Genomic DNA, 23,210 nt, shown 5'->3' on the forward strand with positions numbered 1-23,210 from the left:
CCGTCCGTTCCTACAACTGCCTCAAGCGCGAAGGTGTTCACACCGTCGGTGAGCTGGTTGGTCGTACCGAGTCCGATCTGCTCGACATCCGTAACTTCGGGCAGAAGTCCATCGACGAGGTGAAGGTCAAGCTGCATTCGCTCGGCCTCTCCCTCAAGGACAGCCCCGCGTCGTTCGATCCGACCACCGTGCCTGGCTACGACGCCACCACGGGTACATGGAGTGATACCGACGCCGGCTCCTTCAGCGACACCGAAGGTGCCGAGCAGGACTACGCCGAGACAGAACAGCTGTAATCAGCTCGCTGGAGCTCTTACTAGGAGATTCATCATGCCCAAGCCCACCAAGGGCCGCCGTCTCGGCGGGTCGGCGTCGCACCAGAAGGCCATCCTGGCCAACCTGGCGACGTCACTCTTCGAGCACGGCCGCATCACGACCACCGAGTCGAAGGCCAAGCGCCTTCGTCCCCACGCCGAAAAGCTCGTCACCCATGCAAAAAAGGGTGATCTGGCGCATCGTCGTGAGGTTCTCAAGACGATCAACAACAAAGATGTCGTGCACAAGCTGTTCGCCGAGATCGGGCCTTTCTTCGCCGATCGCGACGGTGGCTACACGCGCATCATCAAGACCGTCCCCCGCAAGGGTGACAACTCGCCGATGGCCATCATCGAGCTCGTCAACGAGCAGACGGTGTCCAACGAAGCCGATCGCGCACGCCGCGTGAAGGCATCGAAGGCTGCTCCCGCCGCAACCGAGGCTCCGGCCGAGGACGCGACCGAAGAGAACGTCGTCGAGGCTGTCGAAGCCGACGCAACGGACTCCGAGGTAGCGAACGCCGACGCAGTCATCGATGGCATCGAAGACAACGACGCTCACGCGTCGGACGCCACCGAGGCCGAGGCTGTATCGACTGAAACACCGGGAAAGAAGGACTAGTCCTTTTGTCTTCCGCGCACGATCGAAGCGGGCCCGCCATTCCCTCAGGGGAAGGCGGGCCCGCTTTGTCGGTAGCCACCAGATTTCGGCTCGACATCTCCTACGACGGCACGAACTTTTCTGGATGGGCGCGTCAACCGGGTATCCGTACGGTCTGCGGGGTGCTCGAACAGGCTTTCTCCACCGTGCTTCGTCAACCGATCGAGTTGACTGTCGCCGGCCGAACCGACGCGGGAGTACACGCGACCGGTCAGGTGGCTCACTTCGATGCCGTCGACGTTCCGGATGACCTCGACCGACTGGTCCGGCGGATGGCCCGGTTTCTGCCAACCGATGTTCGGGTGCGGGCAATCAGGACCGTCTCCCGCGATTTCGACGCCCGATTCTCGGCCTATCGCAGACATTACGAGTACCGATTCAGCACTGCACTGTACGGGGTCGACCCCCTCGATGTGGCCGGTGTCGTGTCCTGGCCACGGCCCATCGACCTGGACGCAGTACGCGAGGCGTCGCAGGCACTGATGGGACTGCACGATTTCGCAGCGTTCTGCAAGAGGCGGGACGGTGCCACCACGGTGCGAGAACTGCAGCGCTTCGATTGGGAACGCGACGGTGATCGACTCACCGCGTACGTCAGCGCCGACGCGTTCTGTTGGTCGATGGTGCGCAGCCTCGTCGGTGCTGTGCAGGCCGTGGGGGAAGGACGTCGCACTCCGGATTGGGCGCGGTCGCTGCTGACTCGACGCGAACGGTCCAGTGAGGTGACAGTGGCTCCGGCACACGGACTCTCGTTGGTCCGCGTCGACTATCCGCCGTCCGACATGCTCGCCGCACGAAACGCGGCCACCCGAGAGGTGCGAACTGCGATCTCGGCCGACGGATGCTGTGGGGGAGAGGGCTGACGGACCGCCGCCGGGGCTACTGTCGGAACGATGCAGCCGATACAACTAGCTATCGTCGTCGGTAGTGTCCGCGCCGGGCGCATAGGACCCACGGTCGCGGCCTGGGTCCGCAGCGTCGCCGCCGAGCGCACGACCATCGAGGTGGTCGACGTGGACCTGGCCGAATTCGAGCTGCCCGGCAACTTGGTCCCGAACGACGACACCGAGCGCTTCACCGCAATGATCGGCACATGCGACGCGTTCGTGTTCGTCACGCCCGAGTACAACCACGGCATTCCCGGATCGTTGAAGACGGCGCTCGATACCGTGAAGTACGAGTGGCGCGCCAAGCCGGTGGGATTCGTGTCCTACGGAGGCCTCGGCGGCGGCATCAGAGCTACCGAACAACTACGACAGATCACTGCGGAACTGCACATGGTGTCCGTTCGAGACGCCGTATCGGTGCACCGTGTACGTAAGCGGTTCGACGACGAGGGTGGTATCGACGATCCGGCTGCTGTCGATGCCCTGGGTCGACTGCTCGATCAAGTCGAGTGGTGGGCCGGTGCGGTGGCCGGCGCGCGGGAGCGAATCGACTATCCCGGCTGAGAATCCGTCAGGCACGCACGGCTGAGCGCAGACTTCGTGGTCGACCTATGAACGCCGTTTCTTGAGGGATCGTCACCAGTGTCAGTTCGATATCGAGAGGGCCCGAGAGCACCCTGATCCGGTCGCCCGAGGCGTGCGGTTGAACGATCGATACGTCCCACTCCGCCCGTGGCAGTCCGCGCGCCTGTTCTGTGCCGTCGTTGCGCGGTACATGCTCGGTCAACGACATCACGGTCACACCCGAAAGTCGTTGCTGATCAGTCGGTTCGGATCCGTCAGCGAAGTCGTTCAGGATCACGTCGAACGACGTCCGAGATCGGATCGTGTGGCCGTCGACAGACAGGCGGTCTGGGGCACCTATCGCGTCGAGGAGCGATCGCCATGCGTGCGGGCGGTCGCTCCGAACGAGAACTCTGGCTCCCGTAGCGATGGCGCGGAACAACAGTTGCTGAGCGAGGTAGAGTTCCCCGGCGATCCGCACTCGGGCCAGACCTGGCCCGAACAATCGCACCGCGACACCGTGTCCGGCTGCGTCGGAACCCAGGAGCTGGCCGCAACCGCTCACCGGAAGGTTCAGGTCGTTCAGCCTCGATACCTCGAGAGTTCTACTGGGAGACAAGGACATCAGCCCGGGTACGGCCAGCGGTAGTTGCGCGAAGATACCGTCTCGATGACTTCCACTCATCGAGGTCAATCCGCGGACAGGAGGTTTCGCGACCCGGGCGCGGGCGGCGAATCTGCACGAACCACGGATACGAAGCTTTCCGGTGTCGCGGGTGGGTTGCAGATGGAAAGTCATCGTCGTCCCCAGGGACGGAGTCGACCACAGAGTGGCAATGTCGTCGGCAGTGATTGCACTGCAGTCTATTCCGAAACCGACGCTGGACACACCCGGCATGGGTGCCGTCGACCACGTCTGTGTCAGATCGTCGGTCCTCACTCCCCGACAGAGGTGCAACACCGCCGATCGCAGTTCTACACTCGTGAGCAGTCGCGAGGACAGGCCATCGGCCTGGAGAGCACGCAAGACGCGCGTGGTCGCCACGACGGCGGTGCGGGCTGCCCCTGCCCGGCTTCCGCCTCTGACCTCGATAGCCCGAGCATTGGCCCGCACGTCGAGAGTGACTGCCACCCATACCGTCCGCATCGCCACGGCCGGTAGCGGACCGATGAGTCCCTCGTACACCTCGGTGGCCGCAGAACCGAGTGAGCTGCGAAATCCGAGTGCGGCGATGTCGATCGACGAGACGGCGATGTCGTGTTGCCGAAGACACGACGCCAGCGTCTCGATGGGGACGATGTACCGCGTGTCCGCGCTCGCCCGTCCGAGAACCGTCGTCGTGTGCGCGGGCGGGAGGATCTCGATGATGCAGCTGACCGTGTTTCGCTGCCAGTGGACACCGATGGCCCGGCCCGTCGTGTCGTCGTGATCGGTGGTCACACCTATCTCGGGAAAGCGGTTCGTGAGGAACCGCCAGAGGACCCGGAACCAGTCGACGATCGGTCTGCGACGAATGGTCACGAACGGAACGAGTGCCACCGCCGCAGCGGCGACCAGTGCCCACAATGGCCGCACCTGCCCCGCGAGCAGCGCAAGACTCGTTGCCGCAGCAGCGATCTCGGCCGTGATCACGCGTCGGAGCGTAGGCGCGGCGAAAGGCACCGCGGTTCGCCTGAGCCGGATAGAACCCGTACGTGCCATCTCGAACCCTCCCCCCGAAGGTTGCATCAGCCATCGATCGCCGCCAATGCGGTCGCCGAGGTGTGCGGACGAACTGTACTGTGTCGCGTGACCCGATTGGGGATCGGGTCCGATCGAATCCTGGGGAGGAACTGTGGCGTCGACGCCCACAACGAAGTGGCAGGTTGGCGGCTACCGCTTTCTCGTTCGCCGAATGGAACACGCGCTCATCAGGCGTGATGCCCGAATGCTGCACGATCCGATGAAGTCGCAGTCCCGTGCTCTGCTGGTGGGCGTGGTGATCGCCTGTGTCGGTTTGGCGGGATGCGCTGCGCTGGCGTTGTTTCGGCCGCAGGACAAGATCGGCGATGCGTCGATCGTGGTAGGCAAGGATTCGGCCGCCATGTTCGTGAAAGTAAACGATGTGTTCCACCCGGTACTCAATCTCGCGTCGGCCAGACTGGTGGTCGGCAAGCCCGACGACCCGTTGACGGTCAAGGAATCCGAACTCGCGTCCAGGCCTCGCGGAGCGCTGGTGGGGATTCCTGGCGCTCCGTCGGCGCTGCCGCACGACGCCGATGGTCGAGCCGAAGCATGGACTGTGTGCGATACCGTGGATCCGATCGCAGGGGTCACCTCGACCACCGTCGTCGCGGGTGATCTCCGGTACGGCGACAGCGCAGCGCCACTTGCCGATACCGAAGCATTTCTGTGGACCTCGAACGGAACGGCGTACCTCGTGCACGACGGCACCAAGTCGCCGGTCGATCTGGCCGACCGGGCAGTGATCCGTGCACTGGGGCTCGAGGATGCCATGCCGTCACCGGTGAGTGCCGGTCTACTCAATTCGGTGCCGGAGTCGCCGGCTGTCGCGGCACCGTTCATTCCACGGGCCGGAGAGGTTCCGCAGTTTCCTTTCGACGGTCGACCGATCGGTTCGGTCGTCAAGGTTGTCGGTCGCGACGTCCAGTACTACGTCGTACTCGAGGACGGTATTCAAGCGATCAGCGAAACGGCTGCCTTGCTCATCAAGTTCACCGACTCGCAGGGTAGTCCCGACATCGCAGCAGTGAACCCCGACGTTCTCCGAGATGCGCCGAAAACGTCGCTCGGGCTTTCGGTCTCGACGTTTCCGGCGACGACCCCCGTGATCGTCGACACCGGTGAGCGACCTGTCAATTGTCTGACGTGGGAGCCGCTCGAGGTGGCCGACGGTGGGCCGACTGCTCGGCTCGTGGAGTCCGCCGGTCGCGGGTTGCCGCTCGAGTCCGGCGCGCAACCGGTCACGCTGGCTCAGGCCGATGGTGGAGGTGACGCGGTGGATCAGGTCTATCTGGCACCCGGCAGTGGCGGGTTCGTCCGCGGCACGGGAATCTCGACGTCCAGTACCCGTCAGGACAGCGTCTTCTTCGTGGCCGACACTGGGGTTCGCTACGGGGTCGAGGGCAGCGAAGCCGCGTCGGCGCTGGGGTTCGGGCCACCCGCACCTGCGCCCTGGCCGATCCTGCAGTTGCTCGGCAGCGGTCCCACTCTGGGGCGCGGTCAGGCCCTGACGATGCACGACGGGGTTGCTCCCGACCCACAGGCCGCCGCGCTACCGACGAAGTAGCGCAACTCGTTACGGCCGGCCCCGTCGACGTAGAGGTATCGACAGCGCGAGACCGAGCGCCAGAATCACCGCGACCAGTACCGAACCTGTCACCGCTGCATTTCGCGGGCGATGATCCGGTGCGGGCGGTGGAAGCGGAGCGCGCATCGCGACGCTGTCCGCAGGCGCAGCACGAGGTGCGGGCACCACGAGATCGGTCACTGCGGCGAGTGGATCGACGACGCCGTGACCGACAAGCGGGTTCCATCCCTCGGCCGGTGCGTGCGCCGTTCTCTGGATTCGGTCCACCACTTCCAGCGCCGTCAACTCGGGCCGGTGGGCGCGCACCAGCGCTGCGACAGCAGCCACCAGCGGTGCAGCGAAACTTGTTCCGGTCATGGGATTCACACCGTCGTTGCCCCGTGTGCCGTTCGCCAGTCCGCTGCCCGAAGGCGACAGCGAGGTCATGTTCGAGCCAGGCGCGGCGACGTCCACCCACGGACCCGCCAGGCTGAAAGAGGACGGCGTGCCATCCGATTCGACCGAACCGACGGTCAGCACGTCGTCGAACCAGGCCGGGGTTGCGATGGTCGCGAAGCCGTTCCATGGATCCGCATCGGGCCGAAGCGGGTCGGTGCGTGGATTCTGCGCCTGGCAGGCCGAACCGCCCAGATTTCCCGCTGCGGCAACGACGACGACATTTCTCTCACGGACGGCGTACTGCACCGCGGCCCCGAGGGGACCGTCCGGCACACCACCTCCCGCGGGTACACAGGCCACCTCCGAGATGTTGATGACCGACGCCCCGGAGTCGACCGCCGTCCTGATGGCCATGGCCATCGTGCGCACGTTCCCGTACCCTGCGGCATTCTCCGGCTCGGCTGCCTTCTCCTCGTCGGGTCGGTTGTCGACAATCTGAAAAACATTGCTGGACTGCCGAATCGAGAGTATGCGTGCATCCGGGGCTCCGCCGGCGAATCCACTGCCCGGCGCGGTCTGCGCGGCGATCAGACCGGCGACCATGGTGCCGTGCGCATCGCAATCGAACAACCCGTCACCTGCACTGACGTAATCGCCGCCCGGAATCAGACCCGGCAAGCGCGAATGAGCAGTGACACCGGTGTCGATCACGGCGACCAGCTGGCCGGCTCCGCGAGTGATGGGCCAGACCGACGCGAAGTCCAGCGCCTTCAGAGCGGTCGGAACTTCCTGCGGGTCGGTCGTTCCGGACGGAAGGGCGCAGGCATTCTTCTGCTCCGTGGGCTCGAGAGGGGCGGGAGCGCTCAGCGGGGGTAACTGAGCGGGATCGATCAGGGGACGTTCGGCACGCGCGGGAGACACCCCGAGAGCTGCGTTCGACAACACAGCGACGGCGGTGAGCACCGCAACGACGATTGTGTGCCGCCTACGCGGCGTCACAGCCCGCGGACGATGCTGTACAACCCGCACACCCATACGGCGACAGGTATGACCAGCGCAATGACGGCATACTCGAGAAGCTCGGCCGATCGTCGCATCACCGGCGAGTACGTGCGTGTCGGCACGAACGCGCCGAAGATCGATGCCGTCACGGCTCCTGCCACTGCCACGCCGAACAAAGCGAGAGCATATTCGGGCAACGCGATCACGGCACCGACGAGGAGCGAGAGCACAATCGACGTCCCGCCTGCGACGAGCGGAACAGCATGCACCACAACAGCATAGGTACGACCGCGCAGTAGCAGAACGAGAGCGCACAGCGCCGCGAGCGCGACCGCAGGCCACTCGACGCCGCCCCCGGTATTGTCGGCTGCCGCACCGAGAACGCCTGCCACCACCGCGATCGTGAACGCCAGCAGCAGACCGGTCAGGTAACTTCGAGCCCGTGCTGCGGCACCCTGCAGATCGGCGAAAGAGATCGCATCGAGTTCGGCTTCCTCGACTGTGTCCAGCGGTGCGCCCGCAGTGGGCACCGGTGGAAGCGGCAACTTGGCCTGCATCATCGATACTCGCGCAGAGACGGCAATTCCTGCCAGACCGATCAGGGATGCCGCTACCCCGATCGCTGCTTCGGACATCGTGGTGAACAGGGTGCACACGGCCGCGACGAACGTCAGCGACGCCAGCACGATCGCAGCGGTGAACACCGCAAAGCCGGTTCCGCCGATCCGCAGGGACAGCAGGGCTGTCGCGCCGGCCATGGCCGAGCCCAGCATCAGCTGCGCCGCACCGAATTGTCCTGGCACCAGCAGAGTTCCGCCGGTGAACATCAGCGCAACGGCACACCCACCGAAGAGCACCGCGACCGCGTCCTGCCGGTACACCCGCCCCAGAATCATCCCCGCGATCGCGAAGAGAATCGACGCGGTGACCGCGGCGAGCCCTTCCACGAGATCGCCGACGTTCTCGGCTCCGGCGCGAATCGGCCCACGCAACACCACAGCGCACGCCAGCAACACCATGGCCCCGGTGACGACCGAGCCCGCGGTTCGCGCAGCGCCCGCCGTCCAGTGCGGAACGTCGTCGTTGCCCGCTCTCGCAACGGAATACATGAGGTCGTCGAACAGCGGAACCGGTGCGGGCCGCTCGGCGACGCCCAAGACGAGCAACTCTCCATCGCGGACCGACAGCTCGGCCAAGGTCGCCGTCGGTGACAGCGGAGGCCACCCGATCCGAGCAAGCGTCCACGCCACGGGCACGCCCTCGGACTCCGGATCCACTACGTATCCCGCCACCCTGCGTCGTTCCGCAGAATCCGCTCCTGCTCTCGACGGTCGTTCCGCAGGCTCCATTCCTGCTCTCGACGGTCGTTCCGCAGGCTCCACTCCGGCTCTCGACGGTCGTTCCGCAGGCTCCACTCCGGCAATCATGTCGATGATCCCCGGAACTAGCAGCGAGACCGGAACGTCCACCGGCAGGGCCATGTCCACCTGGGTGGACCTGGCCAACACCGTCACCCGGCAGACGTCCTGCGCGAATACGGAATGCGTTCCCGGTGCTCGCCGATTCGCTTCTGTTGCGGTGGTCGACGGCACTGGGCCGACCGATGGACGGCTGTCGGCGCGTGTCATGAAGATCCCCCCGGATGCGTACTGTTCGCGTGCAGATGCCCGCCCCACTGGGCATCTGCGTGCACACCTTACGACATCACTACGACGCGCAATCGTCCTTCACACTGCTCGCGGAGAACTCGCGCTCAGGCTGCGACGAGGTTGCTCACCTGTGCAAGCAACTCGAAGGACCGAAGCCACGATGCTCGATCGGACACCCCGGAGGCGACGATCAGCTCGTCGGCACCCGTGCGCTCGGCGAATCGATCGAGGTAATCCTTGACCATGTCCGGAGTACCGACGGCCGAATACTTGGTCATTTTCGCGATCTGTTGTCCTGCCGGCGCTTCGAGAACCATGTCGGCTTCTTCGTCGGTGAAGGTCCGGCCTCGGCCGAGCAGCAGGCTGACGCGGCTGCGTTTGGTGCGGAGGAACTGCGCCTGCGCGTCGGCGAGCGAATCCGCCGCAATCACGTTGACACCCACGATCAGGTGCGGCTCGGCCAGCTGTGCCGACGGCCGGAAGTCACGGCGATAGATCGCGACGGCCTGTTCGAGCGCATCGGGTGCGAAGTGCGAGGCGAAGGCGTAGGGCAATCCGAGTGCTGCGGCGAGTTGAGCACCGAACAACGACGAGCCCAGGATGTAGAGCGGCACCTCGGTACCGGCACCCGGCGTTGCGTTCACCCCCGGGATCAACGACTCCGTCGACAGGTACCCCTGCAATTCCTGGACGTCCTGGGGAAAACGATCTGCGGACTCCGGATCGCGGCGCATGGCGCGCATCGTCACCTGGTCACTGCCAGGGGCGCGGCCCAGGCCGAGGTCGATCCGGCCCGGGTGCAGCGTCGCCAGCGTGCCGAACTGCTCGGCGATGGTCAGCGGCGCGTGATTGGGGAGCATGATTCCGCCGGACCCGAGCCGGATCCGCTCGGTATGGGCAGCAACGTGGCCGATGAGAACCGACGTAGCGGACGACGCGATCGACTTCATGTTGTGGTGCTCGGCGTACCAGATGCGTCGATATCCCCAGTTCTCGGCGTGCTGAGCGAGCGTGACGCTGGCGCCGAAGCTGTCGCGGACTGATTCTCCCTCGCCCACATGTGCGAGATCGAGGATTGACAGGGGTACGGACACGGTGGGAGCCAGCCTTTCGTTCGTCGAGCGCACGGCAAGAGGAGCCGCATTGATGTGTAACGGCGTCGGGCGGCGTTCTATTTCTCGCAGCCCCCGCGCGCAGTACAACCCCGATGGCGGAGCGGAGTCGGGCAGGCGCTCGAAGTGCGCGTGGACCGCCCGGCCTGCGATGCGTTAGCCTGTCGTCCACGTGGCCTCGGGGGGAGGTCGCAGCGAGTGCAGTTGTGGGGGCGCAGCCGTGGGGGCGGATCGATGAGTACCGTGCGCTTCGTTCGCGGCGCGCGCAGGGCAGTGCCCCGGTCACCGGGCGGTGAGGTCAATCTGCAGCCACCACCCGAGATCCCGCGGGCAGTTCCCGGCAATCTGCTGATGAAGTTGATGCCGTTGGTGATGGTCGCGGCGATGGTCGGGATGGTCGCGCTGATGTTCACCTCCGGTGCGGCGGCCAACCCGATGATGCTGATGTTCCCGGCCATGATGTTGATGTCCATGGTGGGGATGCTCGCGGGCGGCGGCAAGTCCGGTGGAGCACGCACGGCCGAGGCGAACGAGGACCGCAAGGACTACCTCCGATACCTCGATCAGCTGCGCCGCGACGTCGCCGAGACGGAGCGTGCACAGCGCAGGGCCCTCGAATGGAGCCACCCGGCACCCGAAACCCTGTGGTCGGTTGCCGGAACGGAGCGAATGTGGGAGCGGCGACAGTCGGATCCCGATTTCGCTCACGTACGGGTCGGCCGCGGTGATCAAAGGCTGGCCACCCGTCTGGTGCCGCCCGAGACAGGGCCGGTGGAGGAGCTCGAGCCCGTGTCTGCGGTGTCGCTACGCCGTTTCGTGCGGGCTCATTCGGTGGTGTCCGCGCTGCCGACGGCGGTGTCGCTGAGGGGTTTTGCTGCGCTGTCGATAGCAGGCGATCGCGACTGCGCCCGAGCGATGGTGCGAGCAATGTTGGCCTCGCTGTGCAGCTTTCATGGCCCCGACCACGTTGCGGTCGCGATCGTCTGCGGTCCGGACACCGTGGAGCAATGGGAGTGGACCAAGTGGCTTCCGCACACGCAGCACGACGCTCTGCGAGACGTCGCCGGGTCGGCTCGGATGATCTTCGGGAGCTTTCTCGAACTCGAGAGCGCGCTGGGCGATGTGCTTGCCTTGCGAAATCGGTTTGCACGCGGGGCAGTTCCGGTCGCCGGTGTCGTTCAGCTGGTGATAGTGGTGGACGGCGGACTTCTCGACAACAGGTCGACCGACCTCACCGACACGGGCCTCGATTCCGTCACGATCATCGACTTGTCCGGTCTCTGCCCCAGACTCGCTGCGTCGCGCGGTCTCCAGTTGTTCGCCGAGAACGGATCTATCGGTGCGGTGAGCGGGACCGCGGTCGAGGTATTCGCCGTCGCGGATTCGATGAGTACCACCCAGGCACACGCCGTGGCCAGACGTCTGTCGCCGTTTCGCGCACCGTCCGCGTCGTCGGTGGTCGATGCCACCGGCGACGACGGGGTGCGGGTCTCGGGATGGAACAGTCTGGTCGGCATTGCCGATGTCGGTGCCCTCGATACGGATCTGGCCTGGACGATGCGTCGCGGCCGCGACAGACTGCGGGTGCCCATAGGTGTTGCACCCGACGGTAGCGCGGTGGAGATCGATCTGAAGGAGTCGGCCGAGAACGGTATGGGTCCGCACGGATTATGTATCGGGGCAACGGGTTCCGGGAAATCGGAGTTCCTCCGCACGCTGGTGCTCGGATTGGTGGCGACGCACTCGCCCGAGCAACTGAACTTGGTGCTCGTCGACTTCAAGGGCGGAGCGACGTTCGCAGGCCTCGAATCTGCACCACATGTCGCCGCGGTGATCACCAACCTCTCGGAAGATCTGGCGCTGGTGGATCGAATGCGCGACGCGTTGGCCGGCGAGATGAACCGTCGGCAGGAGTTGTTGCGCTCGGCCGGAAACTTCGCGAACGTCTCGGACTACGAGAAGGCGCGCGCCGCGGGGGCGGATCTGGCACCGATGCCCGCTCTGTTCGTGGTGGTCGACGAATTTTCGGAGCTGCTCAGTCAGCAGCCGGAATTCGCCGAGTTGTTCGTTGCGATCGGCAGGCTCGGACGTTCACTGCATATGCATTTGCTCCTGGCCAGTCAGCGCCTCGAAGAGGGAAAACTGCGCGGGTTGGACAGTCACCTGTCGTACCGGATCGGCTTGAAGACGTTCTCCGCGAACGAGTCCCGCTCGGTGCTCGGCGTTCCCGACGCTTACCACCTTCCTGCGCAACCCGGTGCGGGCTACCTCAAGTGCGATTCTGCCGAAATCGTCAGGTTTGCGGCAGCGTACGTCTCCGGCCCCTACGAGCCGCCACGGCCGAGTGCCGGTGCACGGGCTGTGCTGGGAGCCGACGTCAGACCGAGGCCGTTCACTGCCTATGCGGTGCCACTCGATTCCACCGATGTCGGCCGTAACGAGGCCGCGCAGGCTCCCGTGGACGAACCGGAGCCAGTCGAGTTCGAGAACACCGGCGCAACAGTGCTCGATGTGGTCGTCGGACGAATACGCGGGCGTGGGATGCCGGCTCACGAAGTGTGGTTGCCGCCGCTGGACACTGCGCCCACGTTGATGCAGTTGCTGCCCGAGTCGGTCCTGACCGAGCGCATCGATCCACGTTCGGGCCTGCGTGCTCCGATCGGAATCATCGACCGGCCGTTCGATCAGCGCCGGGATCTGCTGACTGTCGATCTCTCCGGTGCAGCAGGTCACGTCGCTATCGTCGGAGCCCCGCAATCGGGGAAGTCGACGGCTCTTCGGTCGTTGATCCTGGCGCTGGCCATGACGCATTCACCCGCGCAGATCCAGTTCTACTGCTTGGATTTCGGTGGCGGAACGTTGGCCGGTCTGGCCGATCTTCCGCACGTCGGATCGGTTGCCAACAGGCTGGACGTCGATCGGGTTCGGCGGACCGTGGCCGAGGTTGCGGGCGTCGTGCGGCAGCGGGAAAAAACCTTCCGTGATCGCGGAATCGACTCGATGGCGGAGTTCCGGCGTCGACGTGCGACTCAGCCCGTCGATCCCGATGATCGGTTCGGGGACGTCTTTCTCGTCATCGACGGGTGGCCGTCCATCAGATCCGACTTCGAGACCCTGGAACAGTCGATCGCCACCTTGGCCACCCAGGGCCTCGCCTTCGGTCTGCATCTGATCCTCACGGCGTCGCGATGGGCCGAAGTTCGGCCTGCGACAAAAGATCTGATCGGCACCCGATTGGAATTGCGCCTCGGTGATCCGTCGGATTCGGACATGGGCCGTGCGAAGGCGGCGAGTGTTCCGGAAGGTCGGCCCGGCCGGGGTATGACCAGGGAAGGACTGCACATGTCGATTGCGCTTCCGCGAGTGGACCAGCGCAGTTCCGTCGACGATCTGTCCCGCGCTGTCGGTGAGTCGGTCGCTGCGATCTCCGCGGCATCGACGGGAACCCCTGCGCCGCCGGTTCGGATGCTGCCGGAGTTGCTCGAACGGACGGCGATTCTTGCTCAGCTCGGCGATGCGTGGCCTCGAACTCGTGGCGGCACTCCGGAACTCGGAGTTCCGATCGGTATCGACGAGGCCGAGTTGGCGCCGGTGGTGCTCGATTTCGCAGAGAATCCGCACTTCGTGGTGTTCGGCGACAGCGAGTGCGGCAAGACGTCTCTGCTGCGCGGGATCTGTCGATCGCTCACCCTGGCCAATTCATCCGATCGGGTCAAGATCATCGTGGCGGACTATCGCCGAACTCTGCTCGGAACAGTCGATTCCGATCATCTTGCGGGCTACGCGGCCTCGCAGGCGACTCTGACGAGCATGATCGTCGACCTCGCCGGTCGTATGAGCGACCGCATGCCGGGCTCCGATGTGACCCAACAACAGCTTCGCGACCGGTCCTGGTGGGACGGTCCAGAGGTGTTCGTCGTCGTCGACGACTACGACCTGGTGGCCACATCGTCGGGAAACCCCCTGGCGCCGTTGGTGGAACACCTTCCGCACGCACGAGACATCGGGCTGCACGTCATCGTGGCGCGCCGCTCGGGCGGCGCAGGACGGGCACTGTTCGACCCGGTCATCGGGCGGCTACGCGATCTGGTGACACCGGGTCTTGTGATGAGCGGAAGCCGCGACGAGGGGAACCTGCTCGGGACTGTACGGCCCAGTGCCATGCCGCCCGGACGCGGCGTGTTCGTCAATCGCTCCGGTCAGGCTCTCGTCCAGCTCGGGCATTCCAGTTGACCGACTCGTGGCGCTATGCGGCAGTGCATCTGGGGTACACCGAGATCTCGGTCGTCGCGACGGGCGGCCCGCTCGAGGGACCGCGAGAGAGCGTCGGCTCGGCATGCGCCACGGCCGACGGTGGCCGCCTCGTGTTCGGTCGTGCCGACGCGGCTGGGGAGATACCGCCCCTGCTGTGTGTCGACGACCCGTACATCGCGGTGGGAACCTCGGTGTGGAACCGAGGCGAAGTGCTGCACGGGATCGTGTGGTCGGCACTGCAGAGCGCCGGGGTGCACGACCGACTCGATGTACTCGAGATCGCGTATCCGTCGACCTGGGGTGACGAACGGACGGGCTTCCTTCGCGCGACGTTCACGGCATCGGCGAACGAGGTGGTGCTCGTGGAGACGGCCGCGGCCGCGATCGAGTCGTCGGGTGAACGTGCGCCGTCCGCCGCGATCGTCGTCGAAGTGGGTGCTCTGGACACGTCCGTGCTCGTCATCGACGCGTCGGGGGCGCACGGCGGTGACACCGGTGCCGTCGTCCCCTTCGGTGCAGGCGATGACGAGGCCTGGCGTCAAGCGGTCGGTGACTACGTTCGTTCGTCGGTCCCGCACTGCCCGGACGATGTATTCGTGGTGGCGCCGCCGAACGGTGGAGCCGAACTCGTCGTCGATCGCAGCAACAGGTGGCTGACCGGACTCGATATCGCCAGGTCGTTGTATCGGCGGGCCGGCGCGGATCTCGATCCGGCACCGTCCGCCCGTGCCGCGACGACTCGGTCGGCGGCGTGGCTCGACGACGTCACCGTGCCGTCCCCTCGGCGGAATCCGGCCTTCTCTCGAATCGCAATCGCGGTCGGAGTCGCGGTTGCCGTCGTATCGGTATGTGCCGCGGTATTTTTCGTCTCCAACCCGACCGAGGAGGTCGAAACCGCAGCAGCGCAGCCATTTTCGCCGATCATGCCCCCGAGTAGCAGTACGCCGGTGTCTGCCGTCGATGCGGCACAAGCGACCCCGTCGACGGATGCACCTCTGCCGGTTCGAACGGTGACGTTCGTATCGGGACGTGCCTCGATGCGTCTGCCGGCCACCTGGACGAGGCTGGACGACCCGGACCGGCTGGTGTTGATTCCGTCGATACCTCCCGACCGGCGCATCGTCGTCACGGTGGCGGACCTGACACCGGGTTCGACGCAGGAACAGGTGGCTGCGGAGCTCCGGACGGCCGTCGATGCCCGTGGCCCGGATTCCACTGTCGGGTCGCTCGAACCCGTCCGTGATTTCGGTAGTCGGGTCGGGATCGCCTACACGGAGACGCCCATCGACGATTCGACGGTGCTCTGGCGCGTGTTCGTCGAGTCCGATCTGCAGGTCAGTATCGGTTGCCAGTTCGAGGGCGACGACTCGACCGTGATCGACGCCGAATGCGACATGGCCACACAGAGCCTGGAGATCGTCCCGGCGTCGTGAGAACCGACCACAGTTTTTCGAGTGCAGCCGGAACCGAACCGAGGGGTTGCTGCGTCCAAGGAGATGTAGGGGAGTGAGCAGGCCGGACAAGGCCTCTCGGTCGAACAGCACGTGCGCCGCGGGCGCACGTGATTCGAGTAACGAGTACAAGGAGTCGAAGTGGGATATCCAGGGGGACCGGAATCTACGGGTTCGTCGAACGGCGTCACAGTCACACCGCAGGAGCTCGTCGCTGCCGGGGCCACGATCGAGGGGCTGAGCGTCTCGATCAACGCGTCCAATTCAGCGGTTCGCTCCATCGTCGAACAGACCGCTGAGGCTTGGGTCGGCAAGGCAGGCAAGTCGTTTCAGGACGTCATGGCGCAGTGGGACACCAGCGCACAGAAGATGCGCAGCGCGCTGGAACAGATCTCCGCGGACATCAAGACCAATGGCCACGGCTACTCCGACGCCGACGACGACAACGTGTCGGCCGTCAACCAGGTTGCCGGGTCCCTGAACTCGGGCCTGTCCTCCTTCAAGTAACCCTCGCATTCGGTGACCACGAGACAAACCACACGACCGAGCTCGACCAAGGAGACTGATTCGACATGAAATACGACTTCGCGCAGATCGCGGCGTTGACCGAGGCGATGAACAAGCAGGCGAACGTGACCAAGGACCTCCTCGGGGACGTGGACAGTACTGCGAAGCGACTCTACGAATCGTGGGAGGGGGACGCGATGACGTCCTACTACGAGCTTCAGCGCCAGTGGAATTCCGCATCCGACGAGCTCAATCTCATTCTGTCGAGCCTGGTCGCGGCCGCCCGCACCGGTGGCGAGACCATGCACGGCGTCGAGATGGCCAACAAAGCACGAATGGCTCGCTGACTTTCTCGACGTGCAGGTGAGATGTACGGCAAGAGGTATCTGCCCCGACCGAGAAATTCGGTCGGGGCAGATGCCGTTTCTCGGCGTGCGAGCCCACCTCGGGGTCTACTGGTGTGGTGACGGATTTCGGAGCAGCACTCGAGGCCGAGCGGTCTCGTTCCGAACATCGACTCGAGTCCCTGCGGGACGAACTGGCGTCGGTGATCGAAGGATCGCGGTGGACCACCGACGATGACGAACACGATCCGGAAGGGTCGACGATCGCGTTCGAGCGAGCGAAGATCGCGGCACTGATCGACGACACCGAGTCCGAGATGCGCGAGATCGACGCGGCGGATTCGCGGCTCGCCGCCGGGACGTACGGTATGTGCGACAGGTGCGGGACCGAGATCCCGGCGATCAGGCTCGAGGCACTTCCGGCCGCCCGCCGGTGCGTGCAGTGCGTGCGTCTGCGCTGAGACGTTTTTGACCTGGGGGACCACTGCCGGTATCGTCTCCCGTTGGCGTGTATGGGCTCGCCGCGCACTCTTGTGCGTGTCGAGCTCTTGTCCTCGGGTCTCAACTGGCCGCCGAGGGCATCCACTCGTCTTGGCCAGCAGCGACATCATGAAGACAGGAATTTTCTGTGTCTACTTACGCCCCGAAGGCCGGGGACACCACCCGGACGTGGCATGTGATCGACGCCACGGACGTCGTGCTCGGACGCCTCGCCGTCCAGGCTGCGACTCTGCTCCGCGGTAAGCACAAGCCCACCTACGCACCCAACGTCGACGGTGGCGACTTCGTCGTCATCATCAACGCCGAGAAGGTTGCCATCAGCGGCAACAAGCTCGACGGCAAGTTCCACCACCACCACTCCGGCCACCCGGGCGGTCTGAAGTCGCGCTCCACCCGCCAGGTGCTCGAGAACAACCCCGATCGTCTGGTGGAGAAGGCCGTTGTCGGCATGATCCCCAAGAACAAGCTCGGTAATGCCATCGCGGGCAAGCTGAAGGTCTACGCGGGCCCCAATCACCCGCATGCCGCCCAGCAGCCCGTTCCGTTCGAGATCAAGCAGGTGTCCCAGTGACGGCGCCGGAGGGAAATGACGTGACGTCGCAGGAGAACATCGAAGAGATCGCCGCCGACGAGTTCGTGGCCGTCGAAGAGCCGGAGGTGACAGCGGACATCGAGGCCGCTGCTGCCGCTCCGGCCCCGATCGTGTTCGATCGTCCGATCCAGACCGTCGGTCGCCGTAAAGAAGCCGTCGCTCGTGTTCGGATGTCCTCGGGCTCCGGTGGATTCAAGCTCAACGGCCGCACCCTGGAGGATTACTTCCCCAACAAGGTGCACCAGCAGCTGATCAAGGCTCCTCTCGTGCTCGTCGATCGCGCGGAGTCCTTCGACATCGTTGCCCTGCTGCACGGCGGCGGCCCGTCGGGACAAGCAGGCGCATTGCGTCTGGCCATCTCTCGCGCGCTGATCGAGCTCACCCCCGATGATCGCCCGCCGCTCAAGGCAGCCGGCTTCCTCACCCGTGACGCCCGTGCAGTCGAGCGTAAGAAGTACGGCCTGAAGAAGGCCCGTAAGGCGTCGCAGTACTCCAAGCGCTGACGCGTCTTACCCGTTCCATCCTCGAGGGCAGGCTCCATCAGTATCGGATGCCTGCCCTCGAGGCATTTCTCACGACACACTCTCCGCTCGAAGGAGTTCTTGGTTCATGGCGCGATTGTTCGGTACCGACGGGGTTCGCGGACTGGCAGGCGGGCTTCTGACCGCAGAGCTGGCGTTGCAGATCGCGAGAGCTGCGGCCACCGTATTGGCACCGAACATCGACGGCGGCCGACACGTGGCAATCGTCGGTCGTGATCCGCGCATCAGTGGAGCAATGCTGGGTGCCGCCGTGTCGGCCGGACTCACCGCCTCGGGTGTCGACGTGATCGACGTCGGCGTGCTTCCCACACCGGCGCTCGCCTACCTGACCGCCGAATACGGCGCAGCGCTCGGTGTGATGATCTCGGCATCCCACAATGCGATGCCCGACAACGGAATCAAGATCTTTGCTGCGGGCGGGCACAAGCTCGACGACGACGTGGAAGACCGCATCGAAGCCGCCCTCGATCCCGCTGCCCGCTCCGAGAACGACGGACCTCCGCTCGACGCGACCGGTGCTGCGATCGGTAGAATCGATGTCGCCCAGGACGCCGCCACCCGGTACATCGAGCACCTGGCTGCGTCGGTCTCACATCGACTCGACGGTGTCCGTGTTGTGGTCGACTGTTCGCACGGTGCTGCCTCGGTCGTCGGGCCCGAGATCTACCGACGGGCCGGCGCAACGGTGGTGGCGATCAACGCGGAACCCGACGGCATCAATATCAACGACGGGTGCGGATCGACGCACCTCGAGGGGTTGCAGAAGGCCGTCGTGGAGCACGGTGCCGACCTCGGTATCGCCCACGACGGAGATGCCGACCGCTGCTTGGCCGTGGACGCATCCGGCTCCGTGGTTGACGGTGACGCGATCATGGCCGTTCTGGCCATTGCTATGCGCGACGCGAATCAGTTGACCGACAACACGTTGGTTGCCACGGTCATGAGTAATCTCGGTCTGCACATTGCGATGCGTGAAGCCGGAATCACGTTGCGCACCACGGCAGTCGGAGATCGCTACGTGCTCGAGGAATTGCGCCGCGGCGGATTCGCGTTGGGCGGCGAGCAGAGCGGTCACGTGGTGCTCCCCGCCGTCGGCACGACGGGCGACGGCATCGCGACTGCGCTACGACTGATGGAACGGATGGCGCAGACCGGCAGCAGTCTCGCGGACCTGGCGTCGGCGATGCGGACGCTGCCGCAGGTGCTGATCAACGTGCGAGTGACGGACAAAGCGGCAGTGGCGTCGGCACCGTCGGTATCGGACGCGGTGGCCGTGGCCGAGCGCGAACTCGGCGAATCCGGTCGAGTTCTGTTGCGCCCCAGCGGTACCGAGCAGCTGGTGCGAGTGATGGTCGAGGCATCCGAGCTCGACGTCGCGACCCGGCTCGCCGAAGAGCTGGCGGGCCGGGTCGCATCGGTCTGACGTCTCAGGCGGTGAGTTCGCGCAGCGCAGTCAACTGCGCGACGCGCCCCGCGGTGTTCTCGGCCAGTGGCGCGACGTTGAGGGTGGTGACGCCCGCTTCGGCGAAGGCAGCGACTCGTTCCTTGACGTAGCTTTCCGGGCCGATGAGGTTCACTGCGCGAGCCAGCTCGTCGGGGACCGCAGCGGCCGCTTCTTCTTTCTTGCCGGCGAGATACAGGTCCTGGATCTTCTCGGCCTCGGCCTCGTAGCCGTAACGCTGGGCCAGCGAGTTGTAGAAGTTCTTGCCCTTGGCTCCCATGCCGCCGATGTAGAGCGCGAGGTGTGGCTTGACCCAGGGGAGGTACTTCTCTGCGTCCTCGCCGATGGCCAGGGTGGGACTTGCGAACACCTGGAGTTCGCCGAGCGACGGATCACGCTTGGCCTTGCCCGCAGCGAGCGATTCTCCCCAGACGTCGGCTGCCTTCTCGGGGAAGTAGAAGATGGGTTGCCAACCCTCGGCGATCTCGGCGGTGAGCTCGACGTTCTTGGGCCCCAGAGCGGCAATGACGACTGGAATGCGATCGCGCACAGGGTGATTGATGAGCTTGAGGGGTTTGCCCAGCCCGGTGCCCTGGTCGGCAGGCAGTGGAATCTGGTAGTGCTTGCCCTGATACTGCACCTTCTCGCGACGCCAGACCTGGCGGCAGATCTCGATGACCTCGCGGGTTCGTGCGATCGGTGCGTCGTACTTGACGCCGTGGAAGCCCTCGACGACCTGCGGCCCGGATGCGCCGAGTCCGAGTACGAAGCGGCCCTCCGATACGTAGTCGAGACCGGCGGCGGTCATGGCGGTCAGTGACGGTGTCCTGGTGTAGATCTGGAAGATGCCGGACGCGATCTTGATCGTGCTCGTCTTGGCGGCGAGGAATCCGAGTTGACTCACGGCGTCGAACGAGTAGGCCTCGGGCACGAAGATGATGTCGAGACCTGCCTTCTCGAGCTCGGCGACCTCGGCAACCGTCTCGTTGAAACCACCGCTGTAGTTCAGCATCGTTCCGATGTGCATGGGACTCCTCGTTCGGTGAGCAGCTGGGGCAGCCACTTCAGGTACCTGTTACTGACATTTCACATCGGGACGTTACCGCTCGCTGGGGAACCGATGTGCGTCGGCGCACGTCATAGTGAGAAAGGGGCACATCGAGGGCGAGACGGGGACGTATGAGTGAGGGATTCTGGGTGGACGCGGTCCGCGTTCGCGGAGTCGCAGAAGCGTTGGCGGTATCGGCAGACGCACTCGGCAGTGCCGCGGATTCGGTGGCCGACGCGGGCTTCGGTGCTGTCGGCGCCGGACGGAACTACGGCGACCTCGGCGCTGCGTACACCCAGGCTCACCACGGCCTCGGCCGGGCGGTCGAATTGTGGAGATCCTCGGTCGAGGACGTCTCCAACGCCATCGTCGCTGCCATGAACGACTACGAAGGCCAGGACGACACGACAGCAGATGCGATCGAGTCGCCTCGATGACGCCTCCTCCCTTCTCCCCGGGGGAGAACTCGTCGATAGACGAGATTCTCGATGCGAACGCGATAGGGCTGCTGCACTTCGAGCGCTTCCTGCCACTCGTTGCCCGGGTATCGAGCAGCGAAGAGTTCCCGAAGTACGAGCAGGTGTGTGCTAGGTACGACGAACAACGTGGCTTGAATCTCGGCGCGCTCGGCAACGATGCCGATGCGGTCGAAGCTATGTCTGCGGTACTCGGCGATCAACTCGAGGAACACGTTCAATTGCGCCGAGTTCTGCAGATGCGATGGCACGGCGAGGCAGGCGATGCCGTGCAGATCTATCTTTCGGCCGAACATCAGGCAGCGGCCGAGTTCGTGAAATTGATCGAGGACTCCCACCAAACGATGTCCGCTGCCGTCGATGTTCTTCGCGACGTGGTCACCGACAAGGCAGAACTGTTCGGAGGACTCGACATCGATGCGGTGGACGGTCGAACCGCCGACGAGATCGACGCGATCCTGCTTGCCTCGGGAATCGAATGCGTTCCGTTCGATCGAGAGTCGGTGTTTCCTCGGTTGGCGGCGGCATTCGAGGAACTGGCCGAGCGGGCTCGAGGTGCGGACGTATCGGACGAGTTCGCAGCCGAGGTGGGTGAACGGAGTAGGAAATGGATCCACGAGGAGTTCGTCCCGAGGATGAAGGCGACCTGTGATGCTGTGCTCGGTGCATGCACATCGACGGACACCGCCGTTCGAGACAGTCTGGCGTTGCTGGTCGACGTTCTGGGCGACGTACAGGACCCGTCGTTCGGCGATCTCGACGAGCGGAGTTGGGCAATTGCCCCCGGCGCAACGGTTGCCGAGCCATGTCCGGTAGTCGACGACTCGTCGGCAACGCCCCCGGCGACTGCATCTGCTGCTGCGACACCGGCAGCCAGTGCGGCACCGTCGATCGCAGGTTCGTCAGTCGCGGCACCGTCATTCGGGGCTCCGAACGCCGGTTCACCCGGGGTCGCGGGAGGTACCGACTCGTCCGGTCCGCGTACCCCCGACGCCGGATCCGCCGCCCGAGCAGGTGAATCCTTGGACGGACTCGTTGAGCGGGTGGTCGCCGAGATCGTGGATCGCGTCGACGAAGCGTTGAGCACTGCGGTCCCCGATGACCGCAGCGCTGATGACCGCAGTGCTGATGACCGCAGTGCCAAGGTCCGTGGTTCCGACGACATTGCGCCTCCGTCCACTGCAGAACCGGACGGCGGATCAGCGGTGCAGGACGATCCTGCCGGCCCGCGAACGGAGTCGGTGCCATCGGCGCCGCCGGAGCAGTCGCCGCTGCCGGAGCAGTCGTTGCCGATCGACTCGCGCACGCCCGGGTCCACCGAGGAACGCGGCCATCTCGAGGCCGAGCTCGACGGTCATCGCGCCCGCATCGCACTCGAACACGACGGTGCTGTGACTCTCCGACTCGAAACCCCGGGGCTGGGGGTTCGCTCGTTCGAGTTGAGAATCGGCCCGTTCGGCCTGCCCGAGATCGTCGAGATACCCGGTGCTGCAGACAGCGCAGACGCGAACCAGTCATCGATACCGGCAGCCACGCCGCCGTCCGAACCTGTGCCGACGTCCGAACCTGTACCGCCGTCCGAACCTGTACCGCCGACCAACGCCGCGCCTGCCGATTCTGCTCCGACCGAGCCGACACCGACCGAGCCGACACCGACCGAGCCGACACCGGCCGATTCGGTGCCGAGCCAGGGATCCGATCCGATGTCACCGGATGCGCAGGCGCAGTGCCTGCCGGAATCGCCCACTGACGAGCCGACCGTCCAGCCGGATGCGGACGAGGACGAGGCCGGGCACCATCCGTCAGCTGCGCAGCATCCGGTCTCGGCAGATCTCCCGCGTCCTCCGGCCGAATCGCAGGATTCGAGCACCGGTGCCGGCCTGAGTGAAGCGGGGACACTGTGAGCGCAGCCGGCGGGTGGCGGCGCGAGCTGCATCGAATACGCGAAGAGCACCGCGATGCGATGGCGCGTGCGGCCGAGGCGATCAGGCAGGCTCAGACCCCCACCGCAGTATCAGGACGACACGACTCGCCCACCGTCTCCCCCGTAGATCCGGAAGTCGAGCCGATTCGTGGCTCGGTGCTGCAGCCGGCTCACCTGGACCGGCGAAAGTCCGTACCGCATATCGAGACCGAGCCCGAGGACCAGCCGCGATCCTGGTTGGTCTGAAGTCGA

21 protein-coding genes are annotated in these 23,210 nt (G+C 65.2%); 16 read left to right on the forward strand and 5 right to left on the reverse strand.

The window, feature by feature from the left end:
* The 4 genes from QM797_RS23655 to QM797_RS23670 form a co-directional block, all read left to right on the forward strand.
* Window positions 1–296, forward strand: a 296-nt coding sequence (locus tag QM797_RS23655) for a DNA-directed RNA polymerase subunit alpha C-terminal domain-containing protein (protein WP_283278108.1), incomplete at its 5' end; no start/stop codon positions are given.
* Window positions 297–330: 34 nt separating this feature from the next.
* Window positions 331–936, forward strand: coding sequence for a 50S ribosomal protein L17 (gene rplQ, locus QM797_RS23660; RefSeq protein WP_283278109.1), 606 nt, complete (start codon window positions 331–333; stop codon window positions 934–936).
* 5 nt (window positions 937–941) lie between these two features.
* A complete protein-coding gene (gene truA / locus QM797_RS23665; protein WP_283278110.1) occupies window positions 942–1,838 on the forward strand; it encodes a tRNA pseudouridine(38-40) synthase TruA in 897 nt (298 codons plus the stop codon).
* 30 nt (window positions 1,839–1,868) lie between these two features.
* Window positions 1,869–2,426 carry an NADPH-dependent FMN reductase gene (locus QM797_RS23670; protein WP_283278111.1) on the forward strand — a complete coding sequence of 186 codons (558 nt, stop codon included), beginning with the start codon at window positions 1,869–1,871 and terminating at the stop codon, window positions 2,424–2,426.
* 7 nt (window positions 2,427–2,433) lie between these two features.
* Here QM797_RS23670 and eccE read toward each other — a convergent pair whose 3' ends face one another.
* The gene (gene eccE / locus QM797_RS23675) at window positions 2,434–4,059 is read right to left on the reverse strand and encodes a type VII secretion protein EccE (protein WP_283278113.1); all 1,626 of its coding nucleotides are present in this window, start codon (window positions 4,057–4,059) and stop codon (window positions 2,434–2,436) included.
* A 202-nt stretch (window positions 4,060–4,261) separates the two neighbouring features.
* On the opposite strand from eccE, the gene eccB reads away from it, so the two are divergent.
* Window positions 4,262–5,716, forward strand: a complete 1,455-nt coding sequence (eccB, locus tag QM797_RS23680) for a type VII secretion protein EccB (protein ID WP_283278114.1) — start codon at window positions 4,262–4,264, stop codon at window positions 5,714–5,716.
* A 9-nt stretch (window positions 5,717–5,725) separates the two neighbouring features.
* On the opposite strand, the gene mycP is transcribed toward eccB, so the two are convergent.
* The 3 genes from mycP to QM797_RS23695 all read right to left on the reverse strand — a co-directional run bounded on the left by mycP (window position 5,726) and on the right by QM797_RS23695 (window position 9,860).
* Complete coding sequence (gene mycP / locus QM797_RS23685) at window positions 5,726–7,150, reverse strand: type VII secretion-associated serine protease mycosin (RefSeq protein WP_283278116.1); 1,425 nt, start codon at window positions 7,148–7,150, stop codon at window positions 5,726–5,728.
* Window positions 7,111–8,745 carry a type VII secretion integral membrane protein EccD gene (gene eccD, locus QM797_RS23690; RefSeq protein ID WP_283278117.1) on the reverse strand — a complete coding sequence of 545 codons (1,635 nt, stop codon included), beginning with the start codon at window positions 8,743–8,745 and terminating at the stop codon, window positions 7,111–7,113. Before eccD ends, mycP begins: the two co-directional genes overlap by 40 nt.
* Window positions 8,746–8,870: 125 nt before the next feature.
* Window positions 8,871–9,860 (reverse strand): LLM class flavin-dependent oxidoreductase, encoded by a 990-nt coding sequence (locus QM797_RS23695; protein WP_283278118.1) that lies wholly within the window; start codon window positions 9,858–9,860, stop codon window positions 8,871–8,873.
* A gap of 252 nt (window positions 9,861–10,112) precedes the next feature.
* On the opposite strand from QM797_RS23695, the gene eccCa reads away from it, so the two are divergent.
* The 8 genes from eccCa (at window position 10,113) to glmM (ending at window position 19,492) form a co-directional block, all read left to right on the forward strand.
* A complete protein-coding gene (gene eccCa / locus QM797_RS23700) occupies window positions 10,113–14,111 on the forward strand; it encodes a type VII secretion protein EccCa (RefSeq protein WP_283278120.1) in 3,999 nt (1,332 codons plus the stop codon).
* Window positions 14,108–15,565: a type VII secretion-associated protein gene (locus tag QM797_RS23705; RefSeq protein ID WP_283278121.1), complete on the forward strand. Its 1,458-nt coding sequence runs from the start codon at window positions 14,108–14,110 to the stop codon at window positions 15,563–15,565. The genes eccCa and QM797_RS23705 overlap by 4 nt, the downstream gene beginning before the upstream one ends.
* A gap of 159 nt (window positions 15,566–15,724) precedes the next feature.
* Window positions 15,725–16,090, forward strand: a complete 366-nt coding sequence (locus QM797_RS23710; RefSeq protein WP_032376662.1) for a WXG100 family type VII secretion target — start codon at window positions 15,725–15,727, stop codon at window positions 16,088–16,090.
* 65 nt (window positions 16,091–16,155) lie between these two features.
* A complete protein-coding gene (locus tag QM797_RS23715) occupies window positions 16,156–16,437 on the forward strand; it encodes a WXG100 family type VII secretion target (protein ID WP_032376663.1) in 282 nt (93 codons plus the stop codon).
* Between the two features lie 116 nt (window positions 16,438–16,553).
* Complete coding sequence (locus QM797_RS23720) at window positions 16,554–16,895, forward strand: TraR/DksA C4-type zinc finger protein (RefSeq protein ID WP_283278123.1); 342 nt, start codon at window positions 16,554–16,556, stop codon at window positions 16,893–16,895.
* A gap of 167 nt (window positions 16,896–17,062) precedes the next feature.
* The gene (rplM, locus tag QM797_RS23725) at window positions 17,063–17,506 is read left to right on the forward strand and encodes a 50S ribosomal protein L13 (RefSeq protein ID WP_008718193.1); all 444 of its coding nucleotides are present in this window, start codon (window positions 17,063–17,065) and stop codon (window positions 17,504–17,506) included.
* Window positions 17,503–18,030, forward strand: coding sequence for a 30S ribosomal protein S9 (gene rpsI / locus QM797_RS23730; RefSeq protein WP_283278124.1), 528 nt, complete (start codon window positions 17,503–17,505; stop codon window positions 18,028–18,030). The genes rplM and rpsI overlap by 4 nt, the downstream gene beginning before the upstream one ends.
* Window positions 18,031–18,136: 106 nt before the next feature.
* The gene (gene glmM, locus QM797_RS23735; protein WP_283278125.1) at window positions 18,137–19,492 is read left to right on the forward strand and encodes a phosphoglucosamine mutase; all 1,356 of its coding nucleotides are present in this window, start codon (window positions 18,137–18,139) and stop codon (window positions 19,490–19,492) included.
* A 4-nt stretch (window positions 19,493–19,496) separates the two neighbouring features.
* Here glmM and QM797_RS23740 read toward each other — a convergent pair whose 3' ends face one another.
* Window positions 19,497–20,537 carry an LLM class F420-dependent oxidoreductase gene (locus QM797_RS23740; RefSeq protein ID WP_283278126.1) on the reverse strand — a complete coding sequence of 347 codons (1,041 nt, stop codon included), beginning with the start codon at window positions 20,535–20,537 and terminating at the stop codon, window positions 19,497–19,499.
* A gap of 152 nt (window positions 20,538–20,689) precedes the next feature.
* On the opposite strand from QM797_RS23740, the gene QM797_RS23745 reads away from it, so the two are divergent.
* The 3 genes from QM797_RS23745 to QM797_RS23755 are packed head-to-tail and all read left to right on the forward strand — an operon-like array spanning window position 20,690 to window position 23,204.
* The gene (locus QM797_RS23745) at window positions 20,690–20,995 is read left to right on the forward strand and encodes a hypothetical protein (RefSeq protein ID WP_283278127.1); all 306 of its coding nucleotides are present in this window, start codon (window positions 20,690–20,692) and stop codon (window positions 20,993–20,995) included.
* On the forward strand, window positions 20,992–22,938 hold the full coding sequence (locus QM797_RS23750) for a hypothetical protein (protein WP_283278128.1): 1,947 nt from the start codon (window positions 20,992–20,994) through the stop codon (window positions 22,936–22,938). The genes QM797_RS23745 and QM797_RS23750 overlap by 4 nt, the downstream gene beginning before the upstream one ends.
* The gene (locus tag QM797_RS23755; protein WP_283278129.1) at window positions 22,935–23,204 is read left to right on the forward strand and encodes a hypothetical protein; all 270 of its coding nucleotides are present in this window, start codon (window positions 22,935–22,937) and stop codon (window positions 23,202–23,204) included. Before QM797_RS23750 ends, QM797_RS23755 begins: the two co-directional genes overlap by 4 nt.
* Window positions 23,205–23,210: the final 6 nt, after the last annotated feature.

Source organism: Rhodococcus sp. IEGM 1381 (assembly GCF_030056795.1).
GTDB lineage: Bacteria > Actinomycetota > Actinomycetes > Mycobacteriales > Mycobacteriaceae > Rhodococcoides.

What these genes read in the sequence shown, in the direction of transcription:
- eccD (WP_283278117.1), bottom strand. Translation starts at nt 8,745, where the DNA reads ATGACACGCGCCGACAGCCGTCCATCGGTCGGCCCAGTGCCGTCGACC.
- QM797_RS23745 (WP_283278127.1), top strand. Translation starts at nt 20,690, where the DNA reads ATGAGTGAGGGATTCTGGGTGGACGCGGTCCGCGTTCGCGGAGTCGCA.
- QM797_RS23715 (WP_032376663.1), top strand. Translation starts at nt 16,156, where the DNA reads ATGAAATACGACTTCGCGCAGATCGCGGCGTTGACCGAGGCGATGAAC.
- QM797_RS23670 (WP_283278111.1), top strand. Translation starts at nt 1,869, where the DNA reads ATGCAGCCGATACAACTAGCTATCGTCGTCGGTAGTGTCCGCGCCGGG.
- glmM (WP_283278125.1), top strand. Translation starts at nt 18,137, where the DNA reads ATGGCGCGATTGTTCGGTACCGACGGGGTTCGCGGACTGGCAGGCGGG.
- QM797_RS23750 (WP_283278128.1), top strand. Translation starts at nt 20,992, where the DNA reads ATGACGCCTCCTCCCTTCTCCCCGGGGGAGAACTCGTCGATAGACGAG.
- eccCa (WP_283278120.1), top strand. Translation starts at nt 10,113, where the DNA reads ATGAGTACCGTGCGCTTCGTTCGCGGCGCGCGCAGGGCAGTGCCCCGG.
- QM797_RS23740 (WP_283278126.1), bottom strand. Translation starts at nt 20,537, where the DNA reads ATGCACATCGGAACGATGCTGAACTACAGCGGTGGTTTCAACGAGACG.
- rplQ (WP_283278109.1), top strand. Translation starts at nt 331, where the DNA reads ATGCCCAAGCCCACCAAGGGCCGCCGTCTCGGCGGGTCGGCGTCGCAC.
- mycP (WP_283278116.1), bottom strand. Translation starts at nt 7,150, where the DNA reads ATGGGTGTGCGGGTTGTACAGCATCGTCCGCGGGCTGTGACGCCGCGT.